This window comes from uncultured Microbacterium sp., from assembly GCF_945952435.1.
Taxonomy (GTDB): Bacteria; Actinomycetota; Actinomycetes; order Actinomycetales; family Microbacteriaceae; genus Microbacterium.
In genome coordinates this window covers 25,218-42,681 of record NZ_CAMFHZ010000015.1, presented here as the reverse complement: position 1 = coordinate 42,681, position 17,464 = coordinate 25,218, and the positions used below count along the sequence as shown (strand labels likewise).

Sequence of the window (17,464 nt, the reverse complement as noted above, 5' to 3'; positions counted from 1 at the left end):
GCACGAGAACAGCGCCCGTCGCCCGAGGAGGGCGCGGACATACCCGGGCGGCCTTCGGCCGGGGCCATTCCTGTGATGGTGTTCGCGTCAGGCGGGGTCCCGCCGACGCACCATCGGCCCTGGGCCGCCCACACGGGGCTCACACGTTCACACACAGCCGCGTCCCGGAGAAACAGGTCGCGGTTGCCCGAAGCCGACACCCCATTCTAACCGAGGCACCTCGACGCCCGCCGAGGAACTTCGCACGCGGTATATCGGAACGCCATCGCCGCTGCTACCGTTCGTCCATGTCCCTGCCGCGCGCCGTCTCTCGTCGAGTCGTGTCCCTCGTCGTCGCACTCGGCATCGCCGCGGCGTCGCTCGCCGTGCCCCTCGTCGCCGTCGCCGCACAGACAGGCGCCTGCCCCGACTTCCGCCAGCCCTATTCGGGCGATCCCGCGTACCAGAAGGGCGACAAGGTGCTCTTCCAGGGCACCGCCTACGTCTCGACCTTCGCACCCAACTGGTGGTCGCCGACCGCCGCGCCCTCGTACTGGGCCAAGACCACCTGCGACGGCGCCGTCCCCACGGCGACCCCTGCTCCGACTCCCGCGCCGACGTCCGTTCCGAGCCCGAGCGCGTCCCCGTCCGTCGCCTGTGCGCCCTTCCGGCAGCCCTATGCGGGGGACCGCGCCTACACCACCGGCGACAAGGTCCTCTTCGACGGCAAGGGATATGTGTCCACGTCGACACCGAACTGGTGGTCGCCGAGCGCCGCGCCGTCGCTCTGGGCCGCCACGTCGTGCGACGGATCCACGCCCGCACCCACCGCGCCGCCCGCCACCCCGAGCCCCACTCCGGCCCCGAGTCCCACTCCGGCCCCGACGACCGCGACCCCGCCGGCGACCGGATCCGCACCCGCGTTCCTCTTCAGCCCCTACAAGGACATCGCGCAGGCCATGTTCTGGAGCACGGGCTACGTGCTCGGCACGACGGCCGTCAACGGATCCCCGGTCCCTCTCGTCGGATCCGGGACGACGCTGGCCTCGACCCTGCCCGCACTCGACGCCGTGACCCTCGCGTTCGCAACCGGCGAGTGCGGCGCGGAGAACTGGGCCGGGGTGCCCGCACAGGCGTTCGCCGACGACAACGTCCACCGCCTCGATCAGGCGGGGTACGACTACGTGATCGGAACGGGCGGCGCCGCGGGCAGCTTTACCTGCTCGTCCGCTGCGGGCATGCGGACCTTCATCGACCGCTACGCGAGCGACAACCTGGTGGGGGTCGACTTCGACATCGAGCGGGGCCAGTCCGTCTCCGAGATCGGCGCACAGGTCGCCGCCGCGGCGGCCGTGCAGGACCGCTACCCCGGCCTGCGCTTCTCGTTCACCGTCGCCACGCTCGCCGCGTCCGACGGCAGCTTCGGCGGCGTGAACGCGACGGGCGACGCCGTCGTCAAAGCCGTGCTCGCGTCGGGCCTGCGCAACTACACGATCAACCTCATGGTCATGGACTACGGCCCCGCGTCCCGCAGCACCTGCGTGCTGAGCGGCGCGGTCTGCAACATGGGCGCCTCGGCGATCCAGGCAGTCGCGAACCTCCGGCACACCTATCCGTCCATCCCGCTCGCGCGGATCGAGCTCACGCCGATGATCTCGCGCAACGACATCGCCGACGAGAGCTTCTCCCTGCAGGACGTCGATGAGATGACGGCCTTCGCGCGGGAGAACGGCCTCGCGGGCATCCACTTCTGGTCCCTGGACCGCGACGTCCCCTGCACCTCGACGGCACTGTCCGACACGTGCAACTCGGATCCGTCCGTCCCCGCGCTCGGGTACACGAAGCGATTCCTCGCCGCTCTCGGCCGGATCTGACCTCTCCGGATCCCGGACGACGCACGGCCGCGCGCGACCTGCCACCGTCCTACGATGGCCGCATGACCACTCCCACCGGCACACAGGTCGTCCTCGACGCCCACGGCGTCCACGCGCAGATCTCCCAGGTCGGCGCCGCACTGCGCCATCTCGTCGTCGGCGGGACGGTCGTGGTCCCCCCTATCCGGAGGACCAGCCGGCTCCCGGCGCCTCCGGGGTCGTGCTGGTGCCGTGGCCGAACCGGATCCGCGACGGCATCTGGATCGACGGGGACGAGACCCGCGCGCTGGCGATCACCGAGCCGAAGCTGCGCAACGCGAGTCACGGCCTCCTGCGTTTCACGGCCTACGAGATCGCGGAGCGGACGGCGGATTCGGTGCTGCTGCGCGCCGACGTCGTGCCGCAGACGGGGTACCCGTATCTGCTCGAGACGTCGGTCCGATACACGCTCACCGCCGACGGCATCGAGGTCGAGCACGTGATCGCCAACCGTTCGGCCACTCCGGCCCCGGTCGCGCTGGGCGCCCATCCCTACCTCACGATCGGGGATGCGGATCCGAGCGAGCTGCGGCTGCGGATCCCCGCCGAGACGTTCTTCGAGACCGACGATCGCATGCTCCCGGTCGGCGAGTCCCCCGTCGCGGGCGGCACCGATCTGCGCATGCCGAGACGGCTCGGCGACCTGGCGCTCGACACGGGCTTCGCCACCCTGCGTCGGGATGCCGACGGCCGGGTGCGCAGCACGCTCGCCGCGCCGGACGGACGCACCGCTACCCTGTGGCAGGGTCCGGGTCTGGACTACGTGCAGGCCTTCACGAACGACAAGTACCCGGGCCGGCCGCTCGTCGTGGCGCTCGAACCGATGTCGGCACCGGCGGAGGCCTTCAACTCGGGGCGGGGGCTGCGCCGCCTGGGGCCGGGCGAGAGCTGGAGCGCGCAGTGGGGCGTGTCGCTGACCGTGTGACCGCGGGGCGGATGGGATAGCCTGCCCCTCATCCGCGCTTCCACGATGCGGATGTGCTCCTCCGCATCGAAAGGGTCGCGATGGCCGCCAAGGCACCCACCACCGTGCAGTCCGTGACGCGGGTCTTCGAGCTGCTCGAGCTCGTCGCCGGAGCCGGCGGCCTGCTCACGATCAGCGAGATCTCGGCGCAGGCCGGGCTCCCGCTGACGACGACGCACCGGCTGCTGCAGACGCTCATCGAGTGCGGCGCCGTGCGACAGCTGTCGGATCGGCGCTACGCGCTCGGCCCGCGCCTCGTGCGGCTCGGCGAGATCGCCAACCGTCAGTTCGGCGCGATCGCGATGCCCCAGCTGAAGGACCTCGTGCACCGCCTCGGAGAGACCGCCAACCTTGCGACGCTCGACGACGACCGGGTCGTGTACGTCTCCCAGGCGCCGTCGCCCCACGCCATGCGCATGTTCACGGAGGTGGGCGGACGGGCGCAGCTGCACTCGACCGCGGTCGGAAAGGCCTTGCTCGCGGAGCTGCCCGAGCAGCAGGTGCGTGCGCTCGCCGCCCGCACGGGTCTTCCCGCCTCGACGCCGCGGAGCATCACGGCGCTCGACGAGCTGCTTGCATAGCTCGAGCGCACGCGCGAGCGCGGTCACGCGATCGACGACGGCGAGCACGAGGTCGGGGTGCGTTGCTACGCCGTGATCGTCCCGCGGATGCCGACGCCCACGGCGCTCTCGATCTCGCTGCCGATGTCGCGAGCGGACGAGGGGCTCGCGGATCGCGCCGTGCCGGTCCTGCACGAGATCGCCGCGGAGATCTCGGCCGCCGCCGCCGCGTGAGCACCACATCGCGCGGCGACGAGGCCGCTTTTTGATTTCCGCCCAGCGGATGTGGAAATCCGTCTCTTAGAATTCTGCTTGCCACGTCCGTGCAGCCCGGGTTAGGCTGTCGGCACGCCTAGGCGGGTTCGGAAACGGATCATCTACCGGGCAGACCACGGCGATGCCGCCGAGGCTCATGCTCCGGGTCCCGACTACCCTTCTGGCCTCCACGCATCGCCCCACCTGGCGCGAGGAGAACCAATGGCCGACACCGCCGTCACCGTGAACGGGAACAGCCGTCCGCTCGCAGGCACGCCTGCGCATGCGACGGCGCTGGACTGGCTCCGCGACAGCGGGCTCTCCGGCAGCAAGGAGGGGTGCGCCGAAGGCGAGTGCGGGGCGTGCGCGATGCTTCTCGCGACGCCGACCCCGGACGGCGGCACCGCCTGGACTCCGGTCAACGCGTGCCTCGTGCCGGTGTACGCGCTCGACGGCCAGGAGATCGTGACCGCGGAGGGCCTCGGCTCGCCGGACGATCTGCACCCGGTGCAGGAGAAGCTCGCAGAGGCCGGCGGATCCCAGTGCGGCTACTGCACCCCCGGCTTCGCATGCAGCATGGCCGGGGAGTACTACCGCGCCGACCGCACCGCGGCGGACGCCGATGCGCACGACGAATCCGTCGCGTGCCCCGTGCACGACCCCGAGCACGGCCCGAACGGCTTCGATCTGCATGCCCTGAGTGGCAACCTCTGCCGCTGCACCGGCTACCGCCCGATCCGCGACGCCGCCTACACGCTCGGCTCGCCCGAGGCCGACGACCCTCTGCGGCAGCGGCTCGACCGTCCCGCTCCGTCGACCGTCGCGACGGACGCCACGGTCGACGGCGCTCGGTTCGTGCGCCCCGCGACGCTGGCCGACGCCCTGCGGATCCTGCACGACGAGGAGGCCGCGCTGCTCGTCGCCGGATCCACCGACTGGGGGGTCGAGGTGAACATCCGCGGCCGTCGCGCCCCGCTTGTCGTTGCGATCGAGCAGCTGCCGGAGCTGCGCACCCTGACGATCGGCGAGGACGTCGTCGAGATCGGCGCCGCACTGCCGTTGTCCGAGGTCGAGAGGAGACTGGACGGCCGGATCCCGCTGCTCGCGCAGCTCCTCCCGCAGTTCGCCTCCCGGCTGATCCGCAACCGCGCCACGTTCGGCGGCAACCTCGGCACCGGATCCCCGATCGGCGACACCCCGCCCGCACTGCTGGCCTTGCGCGCGCGGGTCGTCCTCGCCTCGGTCGACGGTGAGCGCGAGGTCGACCTGGCCGAGTACTTCACCGGCTATCGGCAGACCGTCAAGCGCCCCGACGAGCTCATCAAGGCCGTGCGGATCCCGCTGTCGCTCGCGACCACGACCGCTTTCCACAAGATCGCGAAGCGCCGTTTCGACGACATCTCCAGCGTCGCGGTCGCGTTCGCGCTCGACATCTCCGGCGGCGTCGTGACCGGCGCGACGATCGGCCTGGGCGGCGTCGCCGCGACCCCGCTGCGTGCCCGCGCCACCGAGGAGGCCCTGGTCGGCAAGCCCTGGGACGTCGCCACGGTGAAGGCGGCCTCCGAGGTGCTCCGCGGCGAGGGCACGCCGATGTCGGACCACCGCGCCAGCAGCGCGTACCGCTCGCACATGCTCGGCACCGCACTGCTCAAGCTCTACAGCCAGACCACTCTCGCATCGAAGGAGGTGTCGGCATGAGCACTCTCGCCGACCGCCCGGAGAACCCCGTCGTCGGCCTGCGGGCCGCCCACGAGAGCGCCGCCCTGCACGTCACGGGCGCCGCGATGTACACCGACGACCTCGCGGAGCAGACCGCGGGCGTGCTGACCGCGTGGCCTGTGCAGTCCACGAACGCGCATGCCAAGGTCACGATCGACGTCTCGGGCGCCTACGACGTCCCCGGCGTGGTGCGCGTCCTCACCGCCGACGACGTGCCCGGCCTCAACGATGCGGGCATCCGCAACGACGAGCCGCTGTTCCCGAGCGAGGCCATGTTCTACGGCCACGCCCTGGTCTGGGTGCTCGGCGAGACGCAGGAGGCCGCGCGACTCGGCGCCGAGCGCGTGACGGTCGAGTACGAGCCGCTGCCCTCCCTCGTCACCGTGCAGGACGCGGTCGACGCCGGATCGTTCCAGGGCACGCCCCGCACCGTCGAGCGCGGCGACGCCGACGCGGGACTCGCGGGATCCGCGCACGTCTTCGAGGGCGTCACCGAGTTCGGCGGTCAGGAGCACTTCTACCTCGAGACGCACGCGTCGTTCGCGGTGCGTGACTCCGAGGGCCAGTACTTCATCCAGTGCTCCACCCAGCACCCCACGGAGACCCAGGATCTCGTCTCGCACGTCCTCGGGATCCACGCGCACGAGGTGACCGTGCAGTGCCTGCGCATGGGCGGCGGGTTCGGCGGCAAGGAGATGCAGCCGCACGGATTCGCCGCGATCGCCGCGCTCGGCGCCAAGCTCACCGGACGTCCGGTGCGACTGCGCCTGAACCGCACCCAGGACATCACGATGACGGGCAAGCGGCACCCGTTCCACATCTCCTGGAAGGTCGGCTTCGACGAGGACGGCCTGCTGCAGGCCCTCGACGCCACGCTGACCTGCGACGGCGGCTGGTCGATCGACCTGTCCGAGCCCGTGCTCGGGCGGGCGCTCTGCCATCTCGACAACTCGTACTGGATCCCGAACGTGCGCGCCCACGGGCGGATCGTCAAGACGAACAAGCAGTCCAACACCGCCTACCGCGGCTTCGGCGGCCCGCAGGGCGTGTTCCTCATCGAGGACATCCTGGGTCGCGTCGCACCGCAGCTCGGGATCGACCCGCTGGATCTGCGCCGCCGCAACTTCTACCAGCCCGGCCAGACGACGCCCTACGGCCAGACCGTGAAGGACGCGGACCGCCTGGAGACGATCTGGGGACAGCTGTCCGAGGAGGCCTCCGTGGCGTCGCGCCGCGAGGAGATCGCCGCGTTCAACCGGACCAGCCCGCACGTCAAGCGGGCCCTGTCGATGACGCCGATCAAGTTCGGCATCTCGTTCAACTTCGCCGCGTTCAACCAGGCGGGTGCCCTGGTGCACGTCTACAAGGACGGATCGATCCTCGTCAACCACGGCGGCACCGAGATGGGCCAGGGCCTGCACACGAAGATGCTGCAGGTCGCGGCGACCGCGCTCGGCGTGGAGCTGCACAGCGTGCGCCTCGCACCGACCCGCACCGACAAGGTCCCGAACACCTCGGCGACCGCGGCCTCCTCAGGCGCCGACCTCAACGGAGGCGCCGTGAAGAACGCGTGCGAGCAGATCCGCGATCGTCTCGCGAAGGTCGCAGGGCGCATGCTCGACGTCGACGAGCGGGATGTGCGCTTCGGGGGAGGTTTCGTCACGGCGCTCGGCGCACCCGTCAAGAAGGTGTCGTTCGCGGAGGTCGTGAAGGCCGCGTACTTCCAGCGCGTGCAGCTGTTCGCCGCGGGCTACTACCGCACCGAGGGTCTGCACTGGAACCCGGAGATCATGCAGGGGTCGCCGTTCAAGTACTTCGCCTACGGCGCGGCGGCCACGGAGGTCGAGGTCGACGAGTTCACCGGCGCCTACCGCGTGCGCCGCGTCGACATCATCCACGACGTGGGCGACTCCCTGTCGCCGATGCTCGACATCGGCCAGATCGAGGGCGCGTACGTGCAGGGCGTGGGCTGGCTCACCCTGGAGGAACTGCGCTGGGACGAGACGGACGGCCCGCATCGCGGGCGGTTGCAGACCCAGTCGGCGTCGACGTACAAGCTGCCGAGCTTCTCGGAGATGCCGGAGGAGTTCCACGTGCGGCTGTTCCGCAACGCGCGCGAGGAGGGCGCCGTGTACGGCTCCAAGGCCGTCGGCGAGCCTCCGTTCATGCTCGCCTTCAGCGCTCGCGAGGCGCTGCGCGACGCCGTGGGCGCCTTCGGACCGAGAGGGCACTCCGTCGACCTCGCCTCGCCGGCGACGCCCGAGGCGGTGTTCTGGGCCGTGCGCGCCGCGCAGGACGCGACGGCGGCGGAGGCGTCGGCCGATCCGGCGCCGCGCGCGGAGCGCACCCTCGTCACCACCGCGGGCGACTGATGCGCGCCCCCACCCGGACGTTGAGCGAGGACGCCACCCGGCGACCGAGACGAAACACCCTCGCCCGATGCACCCTGCGCGCCCGGGGCTGACGATGGACTGGCTGGACGCGCTGCAGGATCTGCGGGCACGGCGGATCCCCGCGGTGATCGTGACACTGGCGACCGTGCGCGGGCATGCGCCGCGCAATGGCGGCGCGAAGATGGTCGTCTCCCCCGATGCCGTGCATGGCACGGTCGGCGGGGGGAACCTCGAGCAGACCGCGATCGAGCGCGCCCGACGGATGCTCACGCATGGATCGGCGGAACCCGAGCTGCTGGCGCTCACGCTCAGCGACAAGGCGGTCACGGAATACGGCGTGCAGTGCTGCGGAGGAGAGGTCACGATGCTGCTCGAACCGATCAGGGTCACCCCGGCCGTCGCCGTCTTCGGCCTGGGTCACGTCGGCCTCGAACTGGCGCGGATCCTCGCTCGGCACGAGCTCGACCTCGTGCTGGTCGACTCGCGCGCCGACATGCTCACCGAGGAGCGGGTCGGCGTGCCGGGGCGCATCGGCGTGCTCAGCGACGCGGTCGCCCGCGTCCGGGTCGTGCACGCCCCCGTGCCGGAGGCGACGCTGAGCGAACTGACCCCCGGCGCTCACGTGCTCGTCATGACGCACGACCACGTCGAAGACCTGGCGATCGTCGATCAGGCGCTGCGCGCGGAGCACATCGCCTCCATCGGCCTGATCGGATCCGCGTCGAAATGGGCCCGCTTCCGCAAGCGACTGCGGGAGCTGGGGCAGGGCGACGCCGACCTCTCCCGCGTGACGACGCCCATCGGGATTCCCGAGGTCTCCGGTAAGCAGCCGGCGGCGATCGCCGTGAGCGTCGCCGCCCGGATCCTGCAGCTCATCGAGGAAGCCGCGGCGCGGGATCCTGCCGCTTCCTGACTTCCGGAAGCGCACGGACGAGCTCGACCGGGACGCGCGCGCCCGGCGCACGCGCTCCCGCCCGGCGAGCGCGCGTCTGACGAATGAGGGGATCAGATAGCCTCGAGCCATGGCAGACGATGTCCGCAACGTGCACGATGCCCTCTCCGTGGTCGGTGAGTATTGGCAGCCTCATCGCCTCACGAGCATCAACGATTACGACGTCAAGGTGGTCAAGCTGCAGGGCGAGTTCGTCTGGCACACCCATCCTGATACGGATGAGCTGTTCATGGTCGTGAGTGGGCAGCTGACCATCCAGCTCCGTGATCGAGACGTCGTCCTCAACCCGAACGATGTTTATGTCGTGCCGCGTGGCGTGGAGCACTGTCCGAAGGCGAGCGACGAGGTGCACGCGATCCTGTTCGAGCCGAAGGGGACCGTCAACACCGGAGACGCCGGCGGGGAGCTGACCTCGGAGCTGCGCGAACTCAATTGATCGGCGACGAGAGCCGAGAACCTTCGTCCAGGCGATGGCGGTGGGGATGAGGACGTTGGCGCGGTAGACGGCCAGACAGGCGCTAGGCGTCGAGCGATGCGAGGTAGGCGCCGTTGCCGCGCAGCGCGGCCTCGTAGCGCTGCACCTCGTCGGTGGGGAACCGATCGGCGATCACGGTGAGCACGGCACCGAGTGCGGCGCTGGGCTTCCCCGCGGCATGCAGCGTCAGGGCGCGGAAGATCCCGAGGGACTCCGACTCCGGGAAGCGCTGCAGGCCCTCGTCGAAGACCGCAAGGCTCTCGTCGAGCCGCCCGAGGTTGCGCAGCGTGCTGCCGTACTGCACATAGCACTGTCGCAGCCATCGCCCGTCGAGACCGGCGTCCATCGCGCGGCGGTAATAGCCGAGGGCGGTCTCCTCCTGGCCATCGGTGTCGTAGGAGCCTCCGACCTCGTAGAGCACCGTCGCATCGTCCGGGTGCTCGGCGAGCACGTCCAGGAAGGCGGCGATCGTCGGCGCCATGTGCGCGCGGTCCCGGGCGGCGAAGATCTCGTCCAGGCGGGAGCGCAGGTCAGGGGTGGTCATGGATCCTCCTTCGTGAAAGATCACGCTATCGTTTCCGCCACGTCCACATCATGGAAGTTATCATCCGTGATGAGGAAAATCTGCTTGCCACGACACGAGGGCCGCCGTAGACTCCTCCCAGGCCTAGGCGGGTTACCACCGCGAACCATCTACCGGGCATCCCTGGCGATCACGCCGCGGATCGTGACCGGTGAACGCCGTCACAGCCCCGGCGCATCGCCTCATCCGGATGAGGAAGGTGCCCCATGCTCGACCGTATCGCCGACTACGCCGAGTGCTTCGCCGAACCAGGACGCTGGGCGATCGCGACGATCGTCGAGGTGTCCGGATCCGTCCCGCGCCCCGCCGGAACGTCGATGGCCGTTCGCGACGACGGCCGCACGATCGGGTCGGTGTCGGGCGGTTGCGTGGAAGGGGTGGTCGTCGGCGCCGCCCTCTCCTGTCTGGACTCGGGCGACGTCGAACTGCACTCCTTCGGCTACGGGGACGACGAGGGACTCGGGGTCGGTCTCCTGTGCGGAGGCGACGTGCGCGTGCTCGTGCAGCCGCTGCGGACGATCGGATCCGCGGCTCCCGCCGCCCACACGCATCTCGTGCGCGACCTCCCCCTGCACGACACGACCTCCGGCGCGCTGCTGACCGCGGAGGGCATCGGCATCCCCCTCGACGAGACGGCCCTGTGCGTCGCGTTCGACGGCGACGAGCCGCCGGCGGCGGTGCGCGCGGCAGCGGCGCACGCGGCCGATCGGGTGGGCGCCGCGCTGCGGGCCGGCGGCGCACACGTGGTCGAGATCGCCGACCGCTCCGTCCCCGGATGCCCCGTCGTGCGGCGCCTCTTCGTGGAGTCGACGATCGCGCCGCCTCGGCTGATCGTGTACGGCGCGAACGACTTCTCCGCTGCGCTCGCCCAGGCGGCGGCGGTCCTGGGGCGTCGTGTCACGGTCTGCGACGCACGCCCGGTCTTCGCCACCCGCGAGCGCCACCCCGGGGCGGACGAGGTCGTGCTCATGCACCCCGCCGAGCACCTCGCCGAGGAGCTCGCCGCGGGTCGCATCGGCGCGCGCACCGCCGTCGTCGTGCTCACCCACGACCCCCGCTTCGACCTGCCGGTGCTCGATCTGCTCCTGCGCCGAGAGGTCGCCTACGTGGGAGCGATGGGCTCGCGCGTGACGCACGAGAAGCGGATCCAGGAGCTCCGCGCGGGAGGCCTGACGGACCACGAGCTGAGCCGCCTGCACTCGCCCATCGGGCTGGATCTGGGCGCGCGGACCCCCGCGGAGGTGGCCGTGTCGATCCTCGCGGAGCTGATCCTCACCGAGTCCTCCGCACGAGCGGGGTCGACCGCCCCGGCGACGGCCGCCCGGCCGGTCCCCTCCCGTCTGCGCGACACCACGGGCGACGTCCACGACGACGCCCGGCGTCGCGCGGCGGGGACGGCCCGCACCGAGCCCGCTCGCACCGACCTCCTCCCCGCCGCCCCCGCCGCGACGGCCGCCACCGTCCCGACGCGCCGGGCGTGCGCCGCGTCCCCGAGCACGAGGGAGACACCGGCATGGACGTGACGAGCGTCGACGAGGTGCTGCTGTGCGCCGATCCGCGCCGGTGGCGGCCGGGCGACTCCTGGCTCGCCGGAGGCACGGTGACCTTCTCCTACGGCACGGACATCACCCGCGGCGCGCCGACCCGGCTGCTCGACATCACCGGGGCGGGCTGGCCGCCGCTCGTCTGGCATCACGAGGACGACGGCACGGTCTCGCTCGAGATCGCCGCGACCTGCCGCATCGCCGAGCTCCGCGCGCTCGCCGTCGAGGCAGAGCCGGGAGGGATGCCGCGATCGAGCTTGCCCGGGCTGGACCTCATCGCCCCGGCGTGCGACGCCTTCGTCGCCTCCTGGAAGATCTGGAACGTGTCGACGGTCGGCGGCAACGTGGCCACCGCCCTTCCCGCCGGACCCATGATCTCGTTGCTGAGCGGATGGGACGCCGTCGCCCTCGTGCGGCGACGGGACGGATCCCTCCGTCGCACGCCGGTCGCGGAGCTCATCCTCGGCCCCGCGCGCACGCGCCTCGGCGACGGAGAGCTGATCCGCGGCTTCCACGTCCCCGCGGCCTCGCTGCGGGAGCGCCCCGCCTTCCGGCGGATCTCCCTCACCGAGCGCGGACGCTCCGCGGCGCTGCTCATCGGACGCCGCATATCCGACACGGCGCTGCGGCTGACCGTCACCGCCTCCACGGTCCATCCCGTCGTCCTGGATGTCATGTCGGAGCCGCACGCCCGCGGGGGAACTCGCACGGTCCGCGCCGACGGATCCGCCTGGCGCGTCGCGATCGACCGCGCCGTCTCGCGCACGGGCGGCTGGTACGACGACATCCACGGGAGTCCGGCCTGGCGACGGGCGATGACCCACCGGCTCGGCGACGAGATCCTGGCCGAGCTCCTGCCCGGGATCGCCACCGGCGTGGATGCGGCGAGGGGCAGGACCACGGGCGATCTGCGCATGGAGAGGAGCACACGATGAGCGCCACGCGCATCGAGCCGACCGAGCGAGAGACCTGCGCCCCCGAGGCGGCGACCACGACACCGCCGAAGCGCAGTGCCGTGGTCGACGGACGGACGGTCATGGTGGATCCGCAGCCGGGCCAGTGCCTGCGCACCTGGCTGCGCGACCAGGGATCGTACGGCGTGAAGAAGGGCTGCGACGGGGGCGACTGCGGCGCCTGCACGGTGATCGTCGACGGGGATGCCGTGCACAGCTGCGTCTACCCCGCCCAACGCGCGGCCGGGCGCGAGATCGTGACGGTGCAGGGTCTCGGGACCCCCGAGGATCCGCACCCGGTGCAGGAGCGGTTCCGCCGGGCCGCCGGGTTCCAGTGCGGGTTCTGCACCGCGGGGATGGTGTGCACGGTCGCGGCGATGCCCCCGGGGGCGGAGCACGACCTCGATCGCACGCTCAAGGGCAACATCTGCCGGTGCACCGGCTACCGGGCGATCGAGGACGCCGTGCGCGGAACGGTGAACATCGACGACCGCGCCGGAGGCGTGGGGCGCGCCACGGGGGCACCGGCGGCGGCCGGGGTCGTGACCGGGACGGTCCGCTACACGATGGACGTCGATCCGTCGGAGCTTCCCGCCCCTCTGCTGCACGCCGCGGTCGTGCGCAGCCCGCACGCCCATGCGCGGGTCGTTCGCATCGATGCCGCCCGCGCCCTCGCCGCGAGCGGGGTCGTCCGCGTGCTGACCCGTGCGGACGCCCCGTCCACGCTCTTCTCGACCGCGCAGCACGAGATCGAGGCCGACGACCCGGCCGACACCCACGTGTTCGACGAGTACGTCCGCTTCGTCGGGCAGCGCGTCGCGCTCGTCGTCGCCGAGACCCCGCGCGACGCCGAGCGGGCCGCCCGCCTCGTCGACGTCGAGTACGAGGTGCTGCCCGCGAACCTGGATCCGGAGCGGGCGGACCATCCCGACACAGTCGCGCTGCACGGCGCCTCCTCCCCCGGTGGGCTGCGCGCACAGGCGGAGGGCCGCGCGGTCCCGGATCCCGCCGGCGTCGACCGTGCCGCGGACAACGTCCTCGTGGAGCTGCACACCGAGGTCGGCGACCTGGCGGCCGCCCTCGCCGCGAGCGACGTCGTCGAGGAGCGCGAGTACCGCACGCACCGCGTCTCGCACACCGCACTGGAGACGCACGGCTCGATCGCCTGGCAGGATCCCGACGGGCGCTGGGTCGTGCGCAGCAGCACCCAGGTGCCGTTCCTCGCCCGGCGCACCCTCGCCCGCGTCTTCGGCCTGGAGCCCGCGCGGCTGCGCGTCTACGCGACGAGGGTCGGCGGCGGCTTCGGGGGCAAGCAGGAGGTGTTCACCGAGGACCTCGCCCTGCTCGCGGCCATGGCGACAGGGCGCCCCGTCCGCGTGGAGTTCTCCCGCAAGGAGGTGCTGACCGCGACGAGCGTGCGTCACCCGTTCCGCATCCGGGTGCGGATGGGGGCGACGAAGGACGGGCGGATCACCGGGATCGGGGTCGACGTCCGCTCGAACACCGGGGCGTACGGCAACCACGGGCCCGGGGTGATGTTCCACGGCGTCGGAGAGTCGATCGCGGTCTATCGTGCCGCGGCGAAGAAGATCGACGCCGACGTCGTCTATACGAACACCATCCCCTCCGGGGCGTTCCGCGGCTACGGCCTCAGCCAGATGATCTTCGCGATCGAGTCCACGGTCGACGAGCTGGCCCGGCGCATCGGCTGGGACCCGCTCGCGTTCCGTGCGCAGAACCTGATCGGCCCCGATGATCCGATCATCGCCGCGCACGAGGAACCGGACCTCGTGATCGGCAGCTACGGCCTGGACGAGGGCGTCGCCCTCGCGCGGGACGCCCTCGCCCGGGACCGGGAGAGCGACCGCGGATCCCTCGCGCCGGGGTGGCGCATCGGGGAGGGATCCGCGGTCGCGATGATCGCGACCGTCCCGCCGCGCGGCCACCACTCGCACGTCGCGATCCGTCTCGACGCGGACGGCGCGTTCGGGCTCGACGTCGGGACGGCAGAGTTCGGCAACGGCACCTCGACCGTGCACCAGCAGATCGCGGCGACCGTTCTGGGGACGACCGCCCGGGCGGTGCGGCTGCGACAGTCGGACTCCGACCTCGTCCCCCACGACACCGGCGCCTTCGGCTCCACCGGGACCGTCGTCGCGGGGCGCGCGACGCACGCCGCCGCGACTGCGCTCGCGGACCGGATCCTCGCGCTCGCGGCGGAGCTGCTCCGCGCACCGGTCTCCGAGTGCGTGCTCACCGCCACCGGCGTCGTCCGCGGTGACGTCTCCCTGACGCTCGCGAAGCTCGCCGCCGAGGCTGCACGGCGCGGTGAGCCCCTCGAGGAGAAGGGGCACTGGGGCGGCACGCCGCGCTCGGTCGCCTTCAACGTGCAGGCGTTCCGGATCGCGGTGCACGAGGCGACCGGTGAGCTGCGGATCCTCCGCTCGATCCATGCGGCCGACGCCGGCGTCGTCGTCAACCCCGAACAGTGCCGAGGGCAGGTCGAGGGCGGCATCGCGCAGGGGATCGGCGCCGCGCTGCACGAGATCGTGCGCCTCGACGAGAACGGCCGCGTGGTCTCCGACATCCTCCGCCAGTACCACGTGCCGACGTTCGCCGACGTTCCGCGCTCGGAGGTGATGTTCGCGCAGACCTCCGATGTGCTCGGGCCGCTCGGCGCCAAGTCCATGAGCGAATCCCCCTTCAATCCGGTCGCCCCGGCGCTCGCCTCGGCGATCCGGGATGCGACCGGGATCCGGATGACCGAGACGCCGTTCACCCGCGACCGGATCCATGCGGCGCTCGTCGCCCGGGACGCGAGGCGCCCCACGTCCGGGGAGAGCGCCTTATGAGGCCCCCGCTCCCGCACGCGATCGTGCTCGCCGCCGGCCGCGGTGTCCGCCTCGGCCGCGGACCGAAGGCGCTGTTGCCGTGGAAGGGCGAGGTGCTCGCCACCCGCGCCGCCCGGGCCGCCGTGGAGGCCGGGTGCTCGGTGACGGTCGTGGTCGGGCCCGCGGCGCGCACCGTGCGCAGCTGGCTGCGCTCGCGGTGCCCTGCCGCGCACGCCGTGGAGGTGCGCGAGGCGCACCGGGGGATGTCCGCCTCGTTGCGGGCGGCGGTCGTGCCGCTCATCGTCTCGGACGCCCCTCCCCGCGCGGTGGTCGTGCTGCTCGTAGATCAGCCCGGCGTCGGCGCCGCGGTGATCCGCCGGCTCCTCGCCGCGCACCGCCACGGCAGGGTGACCCGCGCCGCGTGGGGCGGGTACCCGGGCAATCCGATCGTGTTCGACACCGCGCACCTGGCGGCCGCGGCGGCGATGGCGGAGGGGGATGCCGGGGCGCGCGCCTGGATCGCCGCGCATGGCCACCTCGTGGACGTCGTCGACTGCGACGACCTGGGCCGCGGCGACGACATCGACGAGCCCGCGGATCTCGCCGGCTGGCCCGAGCTGGGTTTCACCCCCTGAGCCGGACCCGCTCCGGGCCGACGGCGAGGACGCCGAAGCCCCCGGCCCGCTGAGGCGCGGATCGGGGGCTTCGGAGTCGGAGGTCAGTGCGGGAGCAGCTGCTCCACCGGACCGCGGACGAAGTAGAGCGCGAAGCCTGCGGCGACGATCCACATGAGCCAGTGCACCTTGCGCGCGCGTCCCGAGAGCGCGTTGATGAGCGCCCAGGAGATGAAGCCCACGCCGATGCCGTTCGCGATCGAGTACGTCAGCGGCATGGTCACGATCGTGAGGAAGGCGGGGAGCGCGACGGCGAAGTTCGTGAACTTGATCTCGCGGATCTGGGCCATCATCATCGCTCCGACGACCACCAGCGCGGCCGATCCGACCTCGATCGGGACGACGAGCGTCAGCGGGGTGACGAACATCGACAGCAGGAACAGCGCGCCGACGACGAGCGAGGCGAGCCCGGTGCGCGCTCCCTCGCCGATCCCGGAGGCGCTGTCCACGTAGACGGTGTTCGAGGAGGTCGAGGTCACTCCGCCGGCCACCGCGCCGAAGCCCTCGACGACGAAGGCCGAGCGGAGCCGCGGGAAGGTGCCGTCCTTGTACGCGAGTCCCGCGTTGCGGGCGAGACCCGTCATCGTCCCCATCGCGTCGAAGAAGTTCGAGAACACCAGGGTGAACACGAGCATGGTCGCCGAGAGCGCGCCGATACGACCGAAGGCGCCGAACAGGTCGAACTGCCCGACGAGCCCGAAGTCGGGCACCGTCACCCACGAGCTGGGGAGCTGCGGGATGGTCATGTGCCAGCCGTTCGGATCCTTGAACGAGGGTCCGAGCTGCAGGACGGCCTGGGCGATGAGGGCGACGATCGTGGTCGCGACGATCCCGATGAGGATCCCTCCCGGCACCTTGCGGGCGACGAGGATCCCGATCACGACGACGCCGAGAAGGAAGATGAGCGTCGGCACCGAGGTGATGGATCCGCCCTCGCCGAGCTGGACGGGCGGGCCGCCCGCGGTGCGGTTCACGAAGCCGGAGTCGACGAAGCCGATGAAGGCGATGAACAGGCCGATACCGACGGTGATCGCGGCCTTGAGCGGCTGCGGCACGGCCTTGAAGATCGCGGTCCGGATGCCCGTGGCCCCGAAGAGCACGATCAGCACACCGTTGATCACGACGAGCCCCATCGCCTCCTGCCACGTCACCTGCCCGACGACGGAGACCGCCAGGAAGGAGTTGATGCCGAGGCCCGCGGCGAGTGCGAACGGGAGCCGTGCGATCACGCCGAAGAGGATCGTCATGACGCCGGCCGTCAGGCCGGTGGCGGCGCCGATCTGGGCGGCGTCGAGGGCGTGCGCGGCTACGTCCTTCGTGCCGCCGAGGATCAGCGGGTTGAGGATGACGATGTAGGCCATCGTGACGAACGTCACGATGCCGCCGCGCACCTCGCGTCCGACGGTCGAGCCGCGGCGGGTGATCTCGAAGAAGCGGTCCAGCGCGTTCTTCGGCTCCCCCTCCACGGTCGTGGTCGCGCCGGTCTTGAGCGGCGGCAGGGTGTCGGCGGTGCGGGAGAACGGGGATCCGGAGACCTCGGGGACCCCGGATCCGTCGTCGGGTGTGGTCGACGTCATGGTCTGCTCCTTTGCAGCGAGAGTCGGTTCGTACGACGCGCCGCGGGGTCGCGGGCGCGCGAGGAGGCGCGGGCGGGATCGCCTGCGCCGGG

At 71.8% G+C, this 17,464-nt stretch carries 12 protein-coding genes and 1 pseudogene; 11 read left to right on the top strand and 2 right to left on the bottom strand.

The genetic code is table 11. The annotated features are described in order from the left end of the window. Window positions 1-287: 287 nt before the first annotated feature. From Q0P88_RS09475 to Q0P88_RS09445, 7 genes and pseudogenes are all read left to right on the top strand, one after another. Window positions 288-1,853, top strand: coding sequence for a carbohydrate-binding protein (locus tag Q0P88_RS09475; RefSeq protein WP_295013464.1), 1,566 nt, complete (start codon window positions 288-290; stop codon window positions 1,851-1,853). Between the two features lie 220 nt (window positions 1,854-2,073). Next, window positions 2,074-2,817, top strand: a complete 744-nt coding sequence (locus Q0P88_RS09470; protein ID WP_295013462.1) for a galactose mutarotase — start codon at window positions 2,074-2,076, stop codon at window positions 2,815-2,817. Between the two features lie 80 nt (window positions 2,818-2,897). Next, a pseudogene (locus Q0P88_RS09465) lies at window positions 2,898-3,650 on the top strand (IclR family transcriptional regulator). 243 nt (window positions 3,651-3,893) lie between these two features. Next, window positions 3,894-5,369 carry a xanthine dehydrogenase small subunit gene (locus Q0P88_RS09460; protein WP_295013460.1) on the top strand — a complete coding sequence of 492 codons (1,476 nt, stop codon included), beginning with the start codon at window positions 3,894-3,896 and terminating at the stop codon, window positions 5,367-5,369. Further along, complete coding sequence (gene xdhB, locus Q0P88_RS09455; RefSeq protein WP_295013458.1) at window positions 5,366-7,762, top strand: xanthine dehydrogenase molybdopterin binding subunit; 2,397 nt, start codon at window positions 5,366-5,368, stop codon at window positions 7,760-7,762. Before Q0P88_RS09460 ends, xdhB begins: the two co-directional genes overlap by 4 nt. Window positions 7,763-7,829: 67 nt before the next feature. After that, window positions 7,830-8,696, top strand: coding sequence for a xanthine dehydrogenase accessory protein XdhC (xdhC, locus tag Q0P88_RS09450; protein WP_295013456.1), 867 nt, complete (start codon window positions 7,830-7,832; stop codon window positions 8,694-8,696). A gap of 109 nt (window positions 8,697-8,805) precedes the next feature. Next, window positions 8,806-9,171, top strand: a complete 366-nt coding sequence (locus tag Q0P88_RS09445; RefSeq protein WP_295013454.1) for a cupin domain-containing protein — start codon at window positions 8,806-8,808, stop codon at window positions 9,169-9,171. Window positions 9,172-9,253: 82 nt separating this feature from the next. On the opposite strand, the gene Q0P88_RS09440 is transcribed toward Q0P88_RS09445, so the two are convergent. Beyond that, entirely contained in the window at window positions 9,254-9,754 is a 501-nt protein-coding gene (locus Q0P88_RS09440) for a tetratricopeptide repeat protein (protein ID WP_295013452.1), read from the bottom strand. A 245-nt stretch (window positions 9,755-9,999) separates the two neighbouring features. On the opposite strand from Q0P88_RS09440, the gene Q0P88_RS09435 reads away from it, so the two are divergent. The 4 genes from Q0P88_RS09435 to Q0P88_RS09420 are packed head-to-tail and all read left to right on the top strand — an operon-like array spanning window position 10,000 to window position 15,756. Further along, on the top strand, window positions 10,000-11,316 hold the full coding sequence (locus Q0P88_RS09435) for an XdhC family protein (RefSeq protein WP_295013450.1): 1,317 nt from the start codon (window positions 10,000-10,002) through the stop codon (window positions 11,314-11,316). Further along, window positions 11,307-12,272 (top strand): FAD binding domain-containing protein, encoded by a 966-nt coding sequence (locus Q0P88_RS09430; protein WP_295013448.1) that lies wholly within the window; start codon window positions 11,307-11,309, stop codon window positions 12,270-12,272. Before Q0P88_RS09435 ends, Q0P88_RS09430 begins: the two co-directional genes overlap by 10 nt. After that, entirely contained in the window at window positions 12,269-15,142 is a 2,874-nt protein-coding gene (locus Q0P88_RS09425; protein WP_295013446.1) for a molybdopterin cofactor-binding domain-containing protein, read from the top strand. Before Q0P88_RS09430 ends, Q0P88_RS09425 begins: the two co-directional genes overlap by 4 nt. Next, window positions 15,139-15,756 carry an NTP transferase domain-containing protein gene (locus Q0P88_RS09420; protein ID WP_295013444.1) on the top strand — a complete coding sequence of 206 codons (618 nt, stop codon included), beginning with the start codon at window positions 15,139-15,141 and terminating at the stop codon, window positions 15,754-15,756. The genes Q0P88_RS09425 and Q0P88_RS09420 overlap by 4 nt, the downstream gene beginning before the upstream one ends. A gap of 83 nt (window positions 15,757-15,839) precedes the next feature. Here the strand turns inward: Q0P88_RS09420 and Q0P88_RS09415 are convergent, their stop codons facing one another. Next, on the bottom strand, window positions 15,840-17,372 hold the full coding sequence (locus Q0P88_RS09415) for an NCS2 family permease (RefSeq protein ID WP_295013443.1): 1,533 nt from the start codon (window positions 17,370-17,372) through the stop codon (window positions 15,840-15,842). Window positions 17,373-17,464 lie beyond the last annotated feature (92 nt).

Coding starts and splice junctions, on each gene's coding strand:
- Q0P88_RS09435 (WP_295013450.1), top strand. CDS start 10,000: ATGCTCGACCGTATCGCCGACTACGCCGAGTGCTTCGCCGAACCAGGA.
- Q0P88_RS09445 (WP_295013454.1), top strand. CDS start 8,806: ATGGCAGACGATGTCCGCAACGTGCACGATGCCCTCTCCGTGGTCGGT.
- xdhC (WP_295013456.1), top strand. CDS start 7,830: ATGCACCCTGCGCGCCCGGGGCTGACGATGGACTGGCTGGACGCGCTG.
- xdhB (WP_295013458.1), top strand. CDS start 5,366: ATGAGCACTCTCGCCGACCGCCCGGAGAACCCCGTCGTCGGCCTGCGG.
- Q0P88_RS09425 (WP_295013446.1), top strand. CDS start 12,269: ATGAGCGCCACGCGCATCGAGCCGACCGAGCGAGAGACCTGCGCCCCC.
- Q0P88_RS09430 (WP_295013448.1), top strand. CDS start 11,307: ATGGACGTGACGAGCGTCGACGAGGTGCTGCTGTGCGCCGATCCGCGC.
- Q0P88_RS09460 (WP_295013460.1), top strand. CDS start 3,894: ATGGCCGACACCGCCGTCACCGTGAACGGGAACAGCCGTCCGCTCGCA.
- Q0P88_RS09415 (WP_295013443.1), bottom strand. CDS start 17,372: ATGACGTCGACCACACCCGACGACGGATCCGGGGTCCCCGAGGTCTCC.
- Q0P88_RS09420 (WP_295013444.1), top strand. CDS start 15,139: ATGAGGCCCCCGCTCCCGCACGCGATCGTGCTCGCCGCCGGCCGCGGT.
- Q0P88_RS09440 (WP_295013452.1), bottom strand. CDS start 9,754: ATGACCACCCCTGACCTGCGCTCCCGCCTGGACGAGATCTTCGCCGCC.
- Q0P88_RS09475 (WP_295013464.1), top strand. CDS start 288: ATGTCCCTGCCGCGCGCCGTCTCTCGTCGAGTCGTGTCCCTCGTCGTC.